The organism is Rhodococcus sp. P4_B6, from assembly GCF_056402215.1.
On the sequence record NZ_JBFUHV010000098.1, the window covers coordinates 15513 to 31994 of the forward strand.

Annotated in this window: 11 protein-coding genes; 2 read left to right on the top strand and 9 right to left on the bottom strand. The window is 68.4% G+C overall.

Features of this window, described 5'->3' with window-relative positions; translation table 11 throughout:
- Nucleotides 1-9: 9 nt before the first annotated feature.
- From AC1DWT_RS32830 to AC1DWT_RS32855, 6 genes are read right to left on the bottom strand one after another with little or no spacing between them, the layout of a single operon-like run.
- Complete coding sequence (locus AC1DWT_RS32830; protein WP_477923843.1) at nt 10-1203, bottom strand: DUF3322 domain-containing protein; 1194 nt, start codon at nt 1201-1203, stop codon at nt 10-12.
- Entirely contained in the window at nt 1200-4487 is a 3288-nt protein-coding gene (locus AC1DWT_RS32835; RefSeq protein ID WP_206012868.1) for an ATP-binding protein, read from the bottom strand. Before AC1DWT_RS32835 ends, AC1DWT_RS32830 begins: the two co-directional genes overlap by 4 nt.
- A complete protein-coding gene (locus AC1DWT_RS32840) occupies nt 4484-5089 on the bottom strand; it encodes a DUF4194 domain-containing protein (protein WP_206012867.1) in 606 nt (201 codons plus the stop codon). Before AC1DWT_RS32840 ends, AC1DWT_RS32835 begins: the two co-directional genes overlap by 4 nt.
- On the bottom strand, nt 5086-6582 hold the full coding sequence (locus tag AC1DWT_RS32845; protein ID WP_206012866.1) for a DUF3375 domain-containing protein: 1497 nt from the start codon (nt 6580-6582) through the stop codon (nt 5086-5088). The genes AC1DWT_RS32840 and AC1DWT_RS32845 overlap by 4 nt, the downstream gene beginning before the upstream one ends.
- A 15-nt stretch (nt 6583-6597) precedes the next feature.
- Nucleotides 6598-7920 carry a DUF2786 domain-containing protein gene (locus tag AC1DWT_RS32850; RefSeq protein WP_206012865.1) on the bottom strand — a complete coding sequence of 441 codons (1323 nt, stop codon included), beginning with the start codon at nt 7918-7920 and terminating at the stop codon, nt 6598-6600.
- 10 nt (nt 7921-7930) lie between these two features.
- Nucleotides 7931-11143: a DEAD/DEAH box helicase gene (locus AC1DWT_RS32855; protein WP_477923845.1), complete on the bottom strand. Its 3213-nt coding sequence runs from the start codon at nt 11141-11143 to the stop codon at nt 7931-7933.
- 134 nt (nt 11144-11277) lie between these two features.
- Here AC1DWT_RS32855 and mddA point away from each other — a divergent pair, with 134 nt between their 5' ends.
- Nucleotides 11278-12060, top strand: coding sequence for a methanethiol S-methyltransferase (gene mddA / locus AC1DWT_RS32860; protein ID WP_206012863.1), 783 nt, complete (start codon nt 11278-11280; stop codon nt 12058-12060).
- On the opposite strand, the gene AC1DWT_RS32865 is transcribed toward mddA, so the two are convergent.
- The 3 genes from AC1DWT_RS32865 to AC1DWT_RS32875 all read right to left on the bottom strand — a co-directional run bounded on the left by AC1DWT_RS32865 (nt 12061) and on the right by AC1DWT_RS32875 (nt 14896).
- Nucleotides 12061-12789 carry an SDR family NAD(P)-dependent oxidoreductase gene (locus AC1DWT_RS32865; RefSeq protein ID WP_072946142.1) on the bottom strand — a complete coding sequence of 243 codons (729 nt, stop codon included), beginning with the start codon at nt 12787-12789 and terminating at the stop codon, nt 12061-12063.
- Between the two features lie 27 nt (nt 12790-12816).
- Nucleotides 12817-13305 carry a hypothetical protein gene (locus AC1DWT_RS32870; RefSeq protein ID WP_095865789.1) on the bottom strand — a complete coding sequence of 163 codons (489 nt, stop codon included), beginning with the start codon at nt 13303-13305 and terminating at the stop codon, nt 12817-12819.
- Nucleotides 13306-13384: 79 nt separating this feature from the next.
- Complete coding sequence (locus tag AC1DWT_RS32875; RefSeq protein WP_206012862.1) at nt 13385-14896, bottom strand: ATP-dependent DNA ligase; 1512 nt, start codon at nt 14894-14896, stop codon at nt 13385-13387.
- 92 nt (nt 14897-14988) lie between these two features.
- On the opposite strand from AC1DWT_RS32875, the gene AC1DWT_RS32880 reads away from it, so the two are divergent.
- Nucleotides 14989-16284 (top strand): NtaA/DmoA family FMN-dependent monooxygenase, encoded by a 1296-nt coding sequence (locus AC1DWT_RS32880; protein ID WP_206012861.1) that lies wholly within the window; start codon nt 14989-14991, stop codon nt 16282-16284.
- Nucleotides 16285-16482 lie beyond the last annotated feature (198 nt).

Below are 16482 nucleotides of genomic sequence, written 5' to 3' on the forward strand. Positions count from 1 at the left end.
GATCGGACATTACTTGCTGCCCGGACGGGCGTCGCAGCCGGAGGACGGCGATGACAGGTCCGGACCGAAGGCGGCGTTCAGTTGCTCGAGCACGTACGGCCAGGGGATCCGCTCCTGCTCCAGTCGGAGATCACCCTCGCGCAAGGATCCCAGGGCGGCGGCTTCGGACCCGGTCAGGTGGGACACTTCATTGAACGTCGGTGACTGCTCCCGGACCGCGAGTCCCCGCCACCGATCCAGGGTGGCCTGATCCATCAGCAGACTCCGCACGTGCGGAAGGTGCCGGCGCAGGCGGTCGAGGATGGCGAACCCGTGACTGTCGAGGTCGCCCCAGTACCAGACTTCCGAGCCGACCACCCACGGGACTTCGGCCAGTTCGTGGACCGTGTAGCCGCTGCCGTGCACCGCAACGGTGTCTGCCAGTGGCGGGAGCGCGTACAGGCCCTCCTTGTTCTCGAGAATCAGCGTGCGCGCCGGGTTCAGCGGCAACGTGGTGAGTTCCTCCAGGGAGGTGGCGAAGCGTCGCGGACTGCCGGCCAGCAGACCGGGATCGCACAATGCGAGATCGCGCAGGTGGGGAAGGCTTCGGATGCCGAGGTCCCGGCTGCCGCGAACGCCGTCGAGTAGCGTCTCCACCACGCCGCGGTGACGCGCGAGCCATTTCGTGTCGACCCCCGGAACGGGAAGCTGACGAACGAAATACCCGGAGTTCGGTTGGTCGCTCAACCACCGCGCGATGGTGGTCAGCCTGCCGAAGTCGTCGTCGTCCAGTTCGAGCCATTTCGCCGCGGTCGCGGCAACCGCGGCCGACAACTCCGGGGTGCCGGGACCGAGACGGTCGACGAGTGTGTCACGGCGCATCACCAGGGCGCGCCATTCGGTTGCGCGGCCACCCGCGGACGCGATCCGGCCGGCCCCGGCCAGCGTCAGCCGCACCGGCACGTCCTGGGTGCCGAAGCTCGGCCACCGCCGCGTCGCCCACTCCACCCGGCCGTCGCCGGCGTAGCCGCGCCAGGCGCGTACCCACGCGACGACCGTGTCGGGGTCCCCGGCAATCTGCTGCTCGGACGGCGGATGCAGCGCCACGGTCAGCGAATCCTGATCGGCGAAAACGGAGTCGGCCAGCCAGCGTCGTCGGCGACTGTTGTAGGCGGCCAGTGCCTTCGCGGCGGYTACGGGCGGCAGAACGCATCGTGTGCTCATGCACTGCCCACGTCGTCGAACTCGATGAGGCTGAGTTCGGTGTGCATGCGGTCGCGGATACTCACGGTCACCGCACCGCCGATGTACTCCTCGAGGGTGCCGAGCAACTTCAGCGGCGTCGCCAGCACCATGTGGAAACCGAACTGCGCGAACACGTCCAACGCCCGGCGTGTGTAGGCGGAGTCGGCGCGGTCGAACGCCTCGTCCAGGATGACCGTGCCGTAACGGGGAAGGTCTGCGCCGTCGGGTGCGAGCTGATACCGCAATGCCGCTGCCAGACAGAAGAACACGAGTTTCTGTGCCTGACCGCCGGACAGTCCGGAGCTCGAATCGTGGTAGTTGCGAGCCTCTCCGGCGCCATCGATCTCGACGCCGATGAATCCCACGTGCAGGCGAGTGTCCAGGACCTGCCGCTGCCAGCGCTGATCTGCGGGTTCTTTCGAGGCCAGACGCTCCAGCACCGCCGCCATCCGCTCGAATCGCTCCTCGGCCGCGGGGCGCTGCTCGACGTCCCAACCACCGCTCGTGATCCGGGTCAGGTCGTCCAGCAGGTCGGCCGCCGCCGGCGAACGTCGCTCGCGGACGTCGATGCGCAACCACCGGTCGGTGTCGAACGCGGAGCGGCGCAATGAGTCGTTCACCGGGTCGATCCGGGAACGGATCTCCGCCGGCGCCTTGCGGATCGTGCGAGCGAGTTCGCCGATGTTGCGGTGCGACTGGTCGTGCAGCAGCTGGAAGAACCGATCTTCGTACCGGGGGAGACCGTCGGAGCGCAGCCGTTGGAGAATCGCCAGGGCGTCGTCGACGTATTCGGCGTCGACCCTCAACTCACCGCCGCGGGACTCCCACCGCGCCAGGTACTGCGACAGGATCCGGACGATCGACGCGCCGGCGGCAGACACCGCGTTCTGCGCCTCACCCCTGTCTTTGCCGATGCCCTGGCCGACCTCGAACAGCGCCCTGTCGATATTGTCCGATGTGACCCGGCGCGCGAACTTCTGAAACCGCTCCTTGATCCGGGCAGCCACCGCATCGGGGGCCGTCTCGCCCGCGTCGAGTCCGGCCTGCGCGATCCTCGCTTCGAGTTCCGTGAGCGCAGTCCGGTGCACCGACAAAGCTGTGTCCGCCTGACGCCGGGCCGCGTCGGCCTCGTTCTCCGCCTTCTTCGCGAGCTCGAGGTCAGCCGACACCGCGGAATGCTCCGGGTTGTCCTGCTGCCAGGAGTCGAGGCGGCCGTCCACCGCGTCGACGGCAGCCTGCGCCGCGCTGACGTCGACATCCGCCCACTGCGCATCGAGGATTGTCTGTGCTGCGCGATTCTGCCGGGCGATCCGCTGATCCTCACGGTCCAGCGCGTCGAGTCGGCTCGTGACACCCGCGATCGTGACGTCGAGATCCGCGATTCGACGGCGAATGTCCTCGAGTTTGGTTTCGTTGTCGAAACCGAGAACCCACCGCCGCCGGTCGTCGATGCGGCTGCGGTCATCCTTCTCGTGCCGCTCCGTGGAGTGTTTGACCTGCCCGGCACGTGTCACGGCGCGGGCGTGATCCGCGAAGCCGGCCGCGGTGTCGACACATGCGTAGTCGTAGCGGTCCGCGAGATGGTGGTGGATCCACGGGGCGAGCGGACCGTCCGAGACCTCTACTCGGCGCACCAGCGACAGCGCCCCGGTCTTCGGCACCGTCGTCGGCGTGGCGCCGACCCGCACCCGGCGATACACGAGCCGCGCGCCGAGGTGGGTGGCATCGACGGCCGCCGCGACCGCCGGATACACCTCCTCCGGGACGAGAAGGGTGCGCCCGAGGCCGCCGAGGACCCGCTCGATGGGGCCGGTCCACTCGGAGTGCTCGTCCCGGACCGCGATCAACTCGCCCGCGAACGGCACGGCGTCATCGGGGACGCCCGCGGCGGAACAGATCGACTCCCGGGCGCGCAGCAGTCCCGGATCGATGTTGGAGCGTCTTCGGGCGATGATCTCCCGATCGGTGATCAGCGCGGCGCGCTCCTTCTGCGCGGTGCCGCGCTGTTCGGCGAGGGGATAGCGGTCACCGAACCGCTCCTCGTGGGTGGTGGACGCCTGGCGCAACTGATCCTCGAGTTGCCCGCGCAACCGCGCGAACTCTTCGGCGGTCTCGGGAACGGTTCCCTCCCAGGCCGACACCGCCTCTGCGATCCGATCCCGCCTGGCACGCACCCGGGCCAACGTCTTCAGTTCTGCGTCTCGCTGCGCGTGGAGGGTGGCCAGCCGGCCGCCCTCGATGCCCTCGAGTTTCACGGTCAGATCGAGGGTTTCCTGGCGGGCGCGTTCGGCCGCTGCCGTGGCCTCGGCCGCGCCCGACTCCAGCAGGGGAGTCAGGGCGCGGCGTTCGGTGCGATCACCGCACAGCAGCGACAGCGTCATCTCGGCGTGAACCGCCCCGAGATGCGCGTTCTCCTCCTCCGTGTCCCGCAAGGACTCGAGGCCGCGGCGCCGCGTGTCGGCCAGGTCGACGAGCGGTGTGAGCATCTCGACCTGAAGCCGTGCGTCGACGACGACGCGGTGGGCCTCCTGCAGATCGTGGAACTGGTTGACCGCGCGCTCGGCCATCGCGAACGTGCTCGGGGTGTCGAGCATGTAGTCGCGGAACAACTGGTCGAGGCTGCCGAGGCTTTTCGCGGACAACGTGCGGTGCAGCAGTCGCTGCGCGCCTTCCGTCGAGATGCCCAGACGGGAGCGGAAACTGCGGGCGAACGGCGCGTAAGTCGGGTTGACCGCCGCCTCCGGCCACCGCTTACGGATTCCCCTCGTGTCGATACCGCGGGCCATGAACGCGCTGAAATCCGTCAGGTCCAGTTCGTGATCGAGAATGAGATGGAGGTGGCTGACATCGCCCGCCGCGTTCTGCCCCCGCCCGAGATGCATGAGCTTGACGAGGGTGATCGGCGGATCGTCGGTGCCCGCGCGGTAGGTCAGGGCGATGCCGCTCCACGTCGCACCGGTCCGCAGGTACGAGGCGACCAGCCCCTCCGTGTCCGCGCCCGCCTCCCGCCGCCACGCACCCCGGATGTACGTGACGAAGTTGCGTCCCGAGTTCGTGGCCTCCTGCGCGGCCGCGTTGAACCGCAGCTGATTACCCGGGACCAGAACCGCCGAGATGGCATCGATGAGCGTGGACTTGCCGGAGCCGGAATTGCCGGTGATCAGGAAACCCTTGCGGGCCACCGCGAGATCGTGGTGGCCGTGCAACGTCCCCCAGTTGACGACCTGCACGCGCGCGAGTCTGCGTTGACCGGGATGGATCACGATGTGCCCTCCTCCAGAATCCGCCGGAACTCCGCCTCGACGAGAGCGACCTGTTCGGCGTCGAACAGCTGCCGCAACACCGGGGAGACCTCCATCCGATCGTCGGTCGACGTCTTTGTGAGCAGCGAATACTTGTCGAGTTTCTTCCACGACGCGTTGATGCGCTTCGCGTAGCCGGCGGGGTCGGTGTCGCTCGCCGCGCGATACATCTCGAGCTGTTCGCGCAGTTCGTCGAGATCGACGATCACCCGTTCACCCGGTTGCGCGCGCAGCAGACGTTGGCGCAACGCGAGCAGCATGACCGTGTCCATGAAGGTCAGACGCTCGGTGCGCAGCACCGTGGGAGTACCGGCGTCGCCGGTGTCGGCGGGGCGGGTGAACGCCAGCTCGTTCTCGTCGTCGATGACGAGAACGAGAAACACGTCGGCGAGCCGGGACCGGAGGAGGCGCTCGTCCCGGATCACCGCGCGCCACACCTCGGGATGCTTGGCCGCGGTGACGAGCGGGCCCTTGAGCAGCTGCACGAAGGCGCGCCGCGTCTCCACATCCAGTTCGCCGGTGTCTCCGGGGTACTGGCCGCGGGTCGTCGGCTCGTCGGTCATGTCGGGCTCCCCGTGGGTTCGTATGCCTGCCGGGTGGTGAACTCGTCGGCGGCCGGATCGAACAGGCGACGTCGAATCGTCGCCCGGCGTGCGACGCCGGCTCCCGACACCCACTGAATGTCCTCGGTGCCGTCGATCGCGTGCCCGTGGTGGGTGGCAAGGACCATCAATCCCACCGCGCTCGCGAGCCCCTGAGTGGCGGGGTAGTCGCGCAGGACGTCACCGATCGTGGCGCGACCGTGCGCCCGCAGAGTGGCCGCGACGTTGTCGGACAATTCGTCCATATCGATCTCGGATTCTCGGACGAGCCTTCGGAGTTCGTCGAGATCGACGGTGCCGGCGTCGTGGGTGAGCACCGGTTCGGTGACGAGGTTGTCGGCGGGATTGTGCAGGCGAAGAGCTGCGACCGATTCGATGGTCATACCCACACGCACCAGATCGAGGTCGAGCAGGTCGTAGGGCCTACGACGTTTGGCCACGGCGACGGCACTCTGCTGCGCGGTGCGCAGCAACCGCTGCAGCCGGCGGTGTTCCTCGTAGTGACGTGACTGGACGAAATGACGCAACGACCGGGACAGTGAGGTCATCGTCGAATGCACCTCGGAGCCTGCCGTTTCCATCTCCGTCAGCAACGTCCGGAACCGTAATCTCTGATCGGTGGTCAGCATCGCGGCGAACGGCCGCTGCAGCACCGCGTCGATCCACTCGTCGATCTGCGACGACCGGGCCGGATCGAGAATCATGTCGTAGAACGCGGTGAAGCTGCGGCCGGCATCGGAGTCCCCGATCAGGTCGACGCCGCGGAACACATCTCCCAAAGTGTCGCCGCGGTCACCGTCGTCGTCGAGGATGCGCGCCCGCAGATCACGGTTGAGTTCCTCGAGTTCGGCGCGGACCCGGGCGAAGTCCGCAGGGACCTCCGAGGCCAGCGCGAGAATCTCCGCGGAACGCTCGACGGCACGATCGCCGTCGAGGACCGGGAAAACCCCCGACTCCACCGCCGCGATCTGCTGATCGATCGCCGCCCGTTCGGTCAGCAGCGCGGTGAGGCGAGTTTCCGTGCGCGGATCGGAATCCCGGGCCAGAGCCTGCAACTGGGTGGAGAGCGTGGTCAGGCGGGATTCGGTGGCCGAACTCGCCTGACTGGTGAAATTCGCGACGAACGCCATCGCGGCGAACGCGCCCTCGGTCGGTTCCAGAGTCTCTTCACGGGTACCGGCCGCCGCTCGGCGGAGCAGATAACCGGACCGCACCCACTCGGTGCAGTACGCCTGACCGGTGCGCGGGAAGTCGAGGCCCTCGTCGCGCATCGTCTGAAGGTCGGAGTCCAAGCGGGCGAACAGTTCCGGAGCCGGGAGGCGTCGGGTCCCGCGATCGAAGTGCCGGCCCAGCAGCGCCAGAATCGCCGGCGCCGTGTCGGCCCGCAGCAGCGTCCACGCGGCGTGGTCCTGGCGCAGGCGAAGAAGCCGATGGACGTCGGCGGTGATGGACATCGGACTCCTCTCGGTTCAGCCGGTGATGCGTTCCCGGCCGCCGGTCAGGTCGGCCAGCTCGGCGGCCACACGCCCCGCCTGCCAGCCGTGCTCATTGGTGATCGAATGCGACGTCGTGACGACCGAGGGGAACTGCTCCTCGAACACCGAACCCACCGCCTCGCTGCGCTCGGCCATGATCGGCACCAGTTCCTTGCCGTACTGACTGGACGCGTCGCGGCCGGCCTGTTCCCGGGCGATCGTGAGCCGTTCCCCGATCCGGGTGGCAAACGCGAGGAGGAACGAGCGACGGAAGCTGGGTGAGCGTTTCACCCGATCACCGCCCGCCTCGCTCAACGCGTGGGACGCCTGAACGAGCAGCGAGGTGAATAGCATTTCGCTGAGATCCAGATCGACGGGCATCCCGACCATGCTGACGAGGCCGAATCGTTGGTGCCAGAGCACGCGCACATTGTTGGTCTTCGCCACACAATGCAGCAACTGCACCTTCGCTTCGGGGTACGGATTGTCGACGAGCAACCGGCGGGTGACCACCTGATCGGTCAGTGAGGTGTGTGCATGCGCGTCGATCACAGCGCTGTCGATCGCATACCGGGTCATCAGATCCTGCGCCTTCGCCGAAAGGGTCTCCGCTTCCTCGGCGAACGTGGTCGCTTCGGCCTTGGCCAGCAGGCCGCGGATGCGGGAGAGCACCTTGGGTTCGGGCCCGCGTGGAGCAGAGGACGAGGCGACCGTTCCCTCGCCCCAGTTCGCCGGGGTCGCGAGCAGCGGGGTCAGGGGTATCAGGTAACTGCAGTAGCCGAGGAACGACAGGATCGCCGTCCACGTTTCGGTGGGGTCGGCATTCTCCGAGGCACACCACGCGGACAGGTAGCCACGGGCGGGTGCGCTGTCCGGAGCGATACCCAACTCGTCGAGCTGCTCCCGCCACTGAACCGGCGCGGTCTTGCGCGCCGAGGTGCGGCTCGCGTGCGCGCCGATCACGGTGACCGTCAGCCGAGCCGTGCGCGCACCGAATTCCCGGCGCACCGCGTGAACGAATTCCGTCGGCTGCCACCCCGTGCCGAACACGTGGTCCATCGACCCGTCGAGGATCCGGGACACCCAGTCGAGAACAGTGTCCGCACACCGGGAACCGTCGAGATCGGCCAGCTGACGGACCGTCCGCTGCAGCGACTCGGGATTCGCCGAGGGCCCGTACGCGAACTCGATTCCGGCGAACACCAGGGATTCGGCACCCTCGACCTCGGGACGGGGCGGACGCTGCTCCCTGGCATGGCCACGTTGCTGCTTCTTGCGTTTGCGTGCAGCGCGGTTCTGCTGACTGTTCCGGCTCAATGTGCACTCCTCACTCGAACAGGCTGCGGATGTCGTCGGCGTCGAGGGTGGAGCTGAGCAGGGAGTCGGCGTCCATCACACTCGCGAAMAACGCCGACTTCTTCGCCTTCAGCGCCATCACCTTGTCTTCGATCGTGTCCTTCGCGATCAGGCGATAYACCATCACGTTGCGGGTCTGCCCGATCCGGTGCGCCCGGTCCACGGCCTGGGCCTCCGTTGCCGGGTTCCACCACGGGTCGAGGATGAAGCAGTAATCGGCCTCCGTGAGGTTCAGCCCGAAGCCGCCGGCCTTGAGGCTGATGAGGAACACCGGGGCGGCGCCCTCCTTGAACTCGCGGAGAACGTCGCCGCGACGACGGGTGCTGCCGTCGAGGTAGCTGTGCGCGACGCCGGCGTCCGCGAGTCGGTCGCGGATCTTGCCGAGGAACCCGGTGAACTGGCTGAACACCAGCGCCCGGTGACCGCCCGCGACGACGTCGGTGAGCTGCTCGAGCAGGGCGTCCACCTTCGCGGACGGGACGTCGTGGTATTCGTCGTCCACCAGACCGGCGTCAAGGCTCAGCTGCCGCAGCAGCGTGAGCGACTGCAGGATCGTGAAGCGGTTCTTGTCGACGTCGGCGAGCAGACCCAGGATCTTCTGCCGCTCACGCTGCAGATGGGTGTCGTAGACCTTGCGGTGCCGCGGGTGCAGCTCGACGTCGAGCACCTGCTCCTGCTTCGCCGGAAGATCCTTCACCACTTGCTCTTTGGTGCGGCGCAGCATCAGCGGCTTCACGCGGCGGCGCAGCTGTGCCAGAAGCTCCGTATCGCCCTGCTTCTCGATCGGTTTGCGGTAGTAGTCGGTGAACCGGGCCGGATTCGGGAACAGCCCCGGGGCGGTGATCGACAGGAGCGACCACAGCTCCATCAGGTTGTTCTCCATCGGCGTGCCGGTGATCGCCAGCTTGAACGGAGTCTCGAGTCGGCGGACGCACTGGTAGATCTTGGACTGATGGTTCTTGGTGAACTGCGCCTCGTCGAGGATCAACCCCGACCACGCCGACTCCGCATAGGCGTCGAACTCGAGGCGGAATAGGGTGTACGACGTGACGACGATGTCGGCACCCCGGACCAGTTCGTTCAGCGGAACCTTGCGTCGTGTCAGGGTGTCGGAGATCGCGACGACGGTCGCGCCGGGGGCGAAGCGGGCCGATTCGGACTCCCAGTTCGACACGACACTGGTGGGGGCGATGATGAGGAACGACGGCGCGTCCGGATTCGACTGCCGCGCATGGCAGATCAATGCCAGTGCCTGCAGCGTCTTGCCGAGTCCCATGTCGTCGGCGAGGATGCCGCCGAGCCCGTGCTCCCACAGGAAGCTCAGCCAGCGGAACCCCTCCAGCTGGTACGGGCGCAGCCGGGCGTCGAGCGTGCTCGGAACGTCCGCGGGCCCGACGGTGGTCGGGGCCATCAGTCCGTCCACCTGCTGCCGCCACTGCGTCGACTGCTTCTCGACGGTGCCGAGCGCGGCGAACTCGTCCCACAGGCTCGCCTGGAAACGGCTCAACCGCAACGACCCGTCCGCGCGTTCGCGGAGAGCCCGCGCCTCGTCGATCAGCTTGCGCAGCGTGTGGAGCTCGGGTTTGTCGAGGGAGAAGTAGGCGCCGTCGGGCAGCAGTAGTTCGGTCTTCCCAGCGGTCAGCGCCGAGAAGACCTGGTCGAACGGAACGTCCCGGCCCTCCACTGAGAGGGTCACGCCGAGGTCGAACCAGTCGGTGCCGCCCTCGGATTCGGTGACGGACACCCCGATGACCAGGGAGTCGCCGGCCTCCCGGTAGTCGGCCGCTTCGCCCGACACATCGATCGACACGTCGGACTTGCCGTGGAGCAGAGGCAGGACCTCGGTGGTGAACCGCATCGTGTCGAGTCCGCGCAACGCCGTCGACTCCGGGCCGCTCGACCCCAACCCGTACCTGTCCCAGGCGATGTCGAGTTCGTCGAGCAGTATGCGTTCGCGGGCGTCGTCCCGATACTCGTCGCCGGGGGTCCGGGCCGAGAGCGGCGTGCGATGCTCGTCGTCCCCGACGGTGTACAGCCACTCCCAATCGACGGTGACCTCATGGTCGGAGAGATACGACGCCCGCATCACCAGGGTGGGCTCGGAGATCTCGGGTGGGACGAACGAGCCGTCCGAGGAGATGACCGTGGCGAGGTTGCGCAACTTCGGCAGGAAGTCCGTCAGGAAACGGGACTGCTCGGCGGCGGGAACCTCGATGGGTATGCGGCGGCGCACCAGGTCCTGCAGGGGAGCGGGGACGGTCGCGTCGAGCCGGGCGAGATGTATGCGGTCGTCCGCGTCGACGTAGAACAGGCCGTGGGCCCGGACGCCAATGAAGCCGACGGTCGCTGCGTCGACGGGTCGACCGTCGATCCGGACCACCGGCTGCACCACGAGAGAGCCCGTGGCCTCGTCGCGGGTGGCGTCGAGGCAGACCTCGGCCGTGCGGTAGGGGCCGAGCGCGCCCAGACGCTTGGAGGAGTGGATGAGCTCGACACCAACCCGGGCCGCCTCGTCGAGCAGCGACCACAGCTGGCGGCTGGCGAAGACCCCGAGGTCGAGATCGGTGTAGTTCTGGCGGCGATAGGTCAGACCCCCGTCGGCCAGCAGGTGGATCTCGTGCAGCACCCGGATCTGCTCGGCGGGATGCTGGAACTGGCTGCCCAGCTTGTTCCACGCCAGCCCGCCGACGATCCAGCCCCTGCTGCCCGGCTGGACGGGCCGTACCAGCAACCGAGGTGCCGCGCCGGCAGCCGACGCCTGCACCCGGAACTGGATGGCGAGCGGCGAGCGTCCGCCGGAGTCGCCGAACGGATCGGCGGTGAGGAGGGAACCGAGGGAGCGTTCCCAGGTGGGCGCGACCGCCGCCTGGGCCTCGGACCTCGCCTGCATCATCGCGGTGATCAGCAGGGCGGCGACGTGCTTGCAGTTCATGCCGACCGGACACGTGCAGATCCCGTACCGGTACACGGTGCGGCCACCGCTGGAGACGACGAACGCCGACGCGGAGTACGGCTCCCTCGCCGTGCCCGCCACCTCGCCCCACAGCTCCTTGGCCGCCAGATCCCACGACATCTCGATGACCGCGTGGTCGCGGGCGTACTGCTCGCCGCGGCGGTACGTGGTGGTGCCGAGGACCGCCTTGATCGACGCCATATCGATGTCGCGCAAGTCCCCGGGAAGCATGGCCACAGAGTAGTCAACCGCTCCGACAGGTCCCCGGGGTGCGGTGAGTCCCACCCCAGGGTTACTGGTCGCGCCCGTCGCGCGGCCGGAGACTTCGGTGCGTCGGGGGAAACCCATGGATCGGAGAGAACATCATGGCCGAGATGGTCGAAGCACCGCAGAAACACCGCACCGGCGGCGTCGCCAGAACACTGATCACCGTGTACGGAACGGTCGTGTACGTCACGTTCCTGGTCGTGTTCCTCTACGCGATGGGATGGGTCGAGGGCCTCGTCGTGCCCCACACGATCAACGACGGACCCGCCGCCCCCGTCGCGGTCGCGGTGGTCGTCGACGTGGTGCTACTCATGATTTTCGCCATGCAGCATTCGGTGATGGCCAGGCCCTGGTTCAAGAAGCGCTGGACGAAGATCGTCCCGGAACCGATGGAGCGCTCGACCTACGTACTGTTCGCCACGGCCGCTTTGGCGCTGATGATGTGGCAATGGCGTCCGCTGCCCGACCAGATCTGGCACGTGGAGACGAGCTGGGTCCGCGTCGCGATCTTCGCCGTGTCGCTCGGCGGATGGGCCCTCGTGCTGGCCGCGACGTTCGCCATCGACCACTTCGATCTGTTCGGGGTGCGTCAGGTGCTGCGAAATCAGAGCGGGAAGTCGGCTCTGCCCAGCCACTTTCGGACACCCGTGCTGTACCGGGTGATCCGGCACCCGCTGTACGCCGGTTTCATCATCGCGTTCTGGGTCGCGCCGACCATGACCTGGGGCCGGCTGCTGTTCGCCGTCGGGACCACCGGCTTCATCCTGGTCGCTGTGCGTTTCGAGGAACACGACCTGATCGACACGTTCGGCGACGACTATCGCACCTACCGCACGCGGGTGCCGATGCTCGTCCCGAGGTGCGGCGTAAAGCCGAGGTAGTCACAGACCGCCGGCGACGGCGATGGTCGTGGCGGTGACGTAGGACGCCTGGTGGGACAGGGCCCACAGCACCGCCTCGGCGATCTCCTCGGGTGTCGCGACCCGGCCGAGGGGGATCCGACCGGCGACCCGTTCGGGTCGCCCCGGGTCGCCCGCGGCCGCGTGGATGTCGGTGTCGGTGGTGCCGGGAGCGACGCCGACGACCCGGATGTTCGCGCTCGCCAGTTCCCGCCCGAGCCCCGTGGTGAGACTGTCGACGGCCGCCTTCGAGGCCGCGTAGCCGACGTATTCGCCGGGTGCCCCGGTTCCCGCCGCGACCGAACTGAGGTTGACGAGCACGCCGGGGCGCCCCTCCCGGACCCAGTGTTCGGCCGCCGCGCGGGCGTAATTGATCGTCCCGAACACGTTGACGTCGAACACCTCCCGCAGCGACGCGTCCGTGGTGGTGAGGAAGGTGCCGAGCGGACCGGTGGTCCCCGCATTGTTGACCACCGCGGTCAGTTGCCCGCGCTCGTCGGCCGCGCCCACCACGGCCGCGGCCAGTGCGGCGTCGCGCACATCGGCACGCACGGCGGTGGCGCGGATCCCGCACTGGTGCACGAGGTGGGCGGCGGCCTCGTCGTCGTTCTGATAGGTGAACGTCACCTGATAGCCGCGATGGACGGCCAGGCGCACGACGGCGGCGCCGATGCCGCGCGACCCACCGGTGACGAGGATGTGTTCGCTCACCATACGAGCGTATCCGGGTGGGCGCGGTCAGCGCGCGGGCCTGCCGAACGTGATGCTCGGCGCCGTCACCGTGATCGACGCGATGCGGACCGTGAGACCGGGGGCGGGCGGCGGTTCGGCGTCGATGACGGTGGGGTGATAGTCGACCTGCTCGGGCACCGGACGGGCCGGTGAGAAGACACTCCGGACCACCCCCATCGGCGTGCGGGCGATCGCGTCGGCCGACTGCTGGATCTGCTCGAGCGTCCGGAACATCGTGTCGACATTGTCGGACTGCCTGCCCGTGCTCACGGCCTCGACCACCGGCCGCATCGTCCGCAGCAGGAACACGACCTCTTCGAGCAGTTCCTCGGTGAGCCGGAGGATGCGGAACGACGTCTTTCCGACCTCGATCGGCACGGTGACCGTACACACGGCGACGCGGACGGGACCCTCCGCCGCCTCGGCCGCCCTCCGGTACGCGTCCTCGACCACCGGGGCGACACACGACGGCACGAAGCGGGAAACGAATGTCACTGGTCGACTCCCTCGCGGCACGGCGACTTGCTGTGCCGGGGAGGCTACCGCCCCGGCGGGCGCCACGCAGGACGAGCGCTCACCCCGGAAGCAGGGCGCGGACGGCGTCGATGGTGTCGGCGTCGGCGGCCGCCTTGTCGGGGCGATACCGCAGCACGCGCGCGAACCGCAGGGCGAGCCCGCCGGGGTAGCGGGAACTGACCTGGACGCCGTCGAGTTCGATCTCCACGACGAGGTCGGGGTGCAGGTACACGGTGTGGTCGTCGCGGCGGCGTTCGTGGCGAGGGAATTCGTCCGTCTGCCACTGCAGCAGCGCGTCGGTGAGGCCCTTGAACGTCTTGCCCACCATGATCGGTGAGCCGCCGTCCGGGTCGCGCGCCCCGAGGTGCAGATTGGACAGGTATCCGGTGCGCCGCCCGTACCCCCACTCCGCGCCGAGCACCACCAGATCGAGGGTGTGCTCCGGTTTCACCTTCTGCCAGGCGCGGCCACGTCGTCCCGCCGCATACGGGGCGGTGAGCGACTTGACCATCACACCCTCGTGCCCGGCGGCGAGTGCGTCGTCGAAATGGGTTGCGGCCCCCTCGCTGTCGGGGCGGATCAGGCCGGGGATGCGGTGTTGCGGCGCGACCCGTTCCAGCGCGTCCAACCGCTGCTCGAGCGGAGCGTCCAGCAGGTCGACGCCGTCGAGATGCAGGCAGTCGAAGAAGTACGGGTGCAGCAGCAGGTCGCGGGAAGACTCGGCGCCGAAGCGGCTCATCGTCTCCTGGAACGGCCGGGGCCTGCCGCTGTCGGTGAGCGCCAGCGTCTCCCCGTCGAACACCGCMGACGTACACGGCAGGCCCGCGACGAGTTCGACCAGTTCCGGCACGCTGCCGGTGATCTCACGCAGGGTGCGAGTGAAGATGTGCACCTCGTCGCCGTTGCGGTGCACCTGGATGCGGGCCCCGTCGAGTTTGTATTCGACGCTGACATCACCGCCGAGTTCGGTCCACGCGTCGGTGAGTGATTCGGCGGGGGAGGCCAGCATGGGCCGGATCGGACGACCCGCCTCCAGCCGGAACGCGGTGAGCGCGTCCACGCCACCGTCGAACGCCGCGACCGCCGTTGCGGGCAGCCGTCCCGACAACATGAACGCCCGGCGCACCGGTTCGACGGGAAGATCGGCGGCCGCCGCGATCGCGTCCGTCATCACGCCCTCCAGTGCGCCCTGGCGGAGGTCGCCGGTGACCAGCCGGATCAGGAAATCCCGCTCGTCGGTGGTGGTGCGGGAGAACAGGTCCGCGAGCAGTTCACGCCTGCGTGCCGCCGACCCGGAGCCGGTGACCTCGGCGACGGCGGAGACGGTCCCGTCGACCTCGGACACCGTGACGGACCCGACGTCGACGGGCGTCGCCTGAATGTCCGCGACTGTCCGCCAGCCGATTCCGATGCGGCCCTGCCTGAGTTCCCCGGACAGCCACGCGACCACCGGTTCCACCTCGGACGGCTCCAGCCGGGTGAGGACCTCGCGGAGCGCCCCGACCTTCACCTTCCGCGACCGGGTGGCACCCACGTCCCGGGACGTCGCGACGATCTGCGAGAACAGCACACCCCGACGGTAGCGGGACGGTGTCGTGGGCGGTCAGAATCCGGCTGATCCGAACGCTGGGCCGACCGGCCCGCCGTCCCTAGGCTGGGCGAATGAGTACTGCGCGACGCCGCCCACTGAAGACGGTGACGGGAGTCAGCGGCGCCGTCAGCACCTATGCGGCGGCGATCGACCCGCAGCAGTCGACCGTCGCCTCCTCGATCGAGATCGCGAAGATCGCGGAGGCAAACAAGTTCGACGCGCTGTTCGCCGCAGACCTCCTCAGTTTCGGGGCGCAGGGCGCGATCGGCGCGCAGGAACCGCTGATCTTCCTGTCCGCGCTGAGCGCCGTGACCTCGCACGTCGGGCTGATTGCGACGGTGACCACCACGTTCCACCACCCGTACAACCTCGCGCGGCTGTTCGGCACCCTCGACCACGTGAGCAACGGTCGCGCGGCGTGGAACGCCGTGACGTCGTCGCTGGGTGAGGAGAACTACAGCGACCTCGACCTCCCCAGCCCCGAGGAGCGGTACGCCCGCGCGACGGAATCCCTCGAAGTGATCAACGCACTGTTCGACAGCTGGGAACCCGGGGCGCTCACGTCCGACGGAGCCGGAGGTACCGCGCTGGACGCCGACCGGGTGCGGCCGATCGACCACGCGGGCACCTATTTCACGGTGCAGGGTCCGCTCAACATCCCGCCGCTGCCGCAGCGCCGGCCCGTGCAGTTCCAGGCCGGCCAATCCACGGCCGGCGTGGAGCTCGGTGCCCGCTTCGCCGAGGTGGTGTTCACGTCGCTGCCCACCCTCGAGGACGCCGTCACCTATACCAAGAGCATCCGGGCGCGGGCCACGGAACTCGGCCGCGCCGACGGACTGCCCCTGATCATGAGCTCGTTCCACGCCACCTACGGCGCGTCCGAGGACGAGGTGCGCCGGCTCGTCCGGGAGCAGGAGGAGGCCACCGACCTCGACGCGGGCCGGATCCGGCTCGAGGACATGTTCGGTGGCGACATCGACCTGTCCGGGTTGCCGCTCGACAAGCCGATCCCGGCCGACGTCCTGCCCGACGTCCACTCGGTGAACCGTCGCCGCGGCCGGGTCGAGATCTTCAGCCGTCTCGCCGCGTCCGGGCGGACGCTGCGTGAGCTGATCATCGCGTCCAAGGACACCGGCCACTGGGCGGTCGCGGGAACACCCGAGCAACTCGTCGACGCCGTACAGGAACGCTACGACGCCGGTGTTCTCGACGTCATCTCCCTCGGCGGGCTCGCCGACGACCGAACCCGGGACTTCGTCGTCAACGGGTTGCTGCCCGAACTGCGGCGACGCGGAATCGTCGGCGACGACTACGTGGGCGGCACGTTCCGGGACAACCTCGAACTGCCGCCGCTGCCGGCCCGCTAGACAGTATGAGGGTATGGGCTGGGGCCCACTCCACATGTGAACGTGGGTTGCCGACAGGAAACGGGTCCTGGCCGGTAGAGCCACAAGATGTGGGAGGCCCCAGCAATGAATCAGCGTACGAGTGTCGGATTGGATGTGCACGCACGATCGGTCGTCGCGTGCGGCCTCGACGGGCGGACCGGTGAGCTGTTCGAGCGC

What these genes read in the sequence shown, in the direction of transcription:
- AC1DWT_RS32840 (WP_206012867.1), bottom strand. Translation starts at nt 5,089, where the DNA reads ATGACCGACGAGCCGACGACCCGCGGCCAGTACCCCGGAGACACCGGC.
- AC1DWT_RS32845 (WP_206012866.1), bottom strand. Translation starts at nt 6,582, where the DNA reads ATGTCCATCACCGCCGACGTCCATCGGCTTCTTCGCCTGCGCCAGGAC.
- mddA (WP_206012863.1), top strand. Translation starts at nt 11,278, where the DNA reads ATGGCCGAGATGGTCGAAGCACCGCAGAAACACCGCACCGGCGGCGTC.
- AC1DWT_RS32880 (WP_206012861.1), top strand. Translation starts at nt 14,989, where the DNA reads ATGAGTACTGCGCGACGCCGCCCACTGAAGACGGTGACGGGAGTCAGC.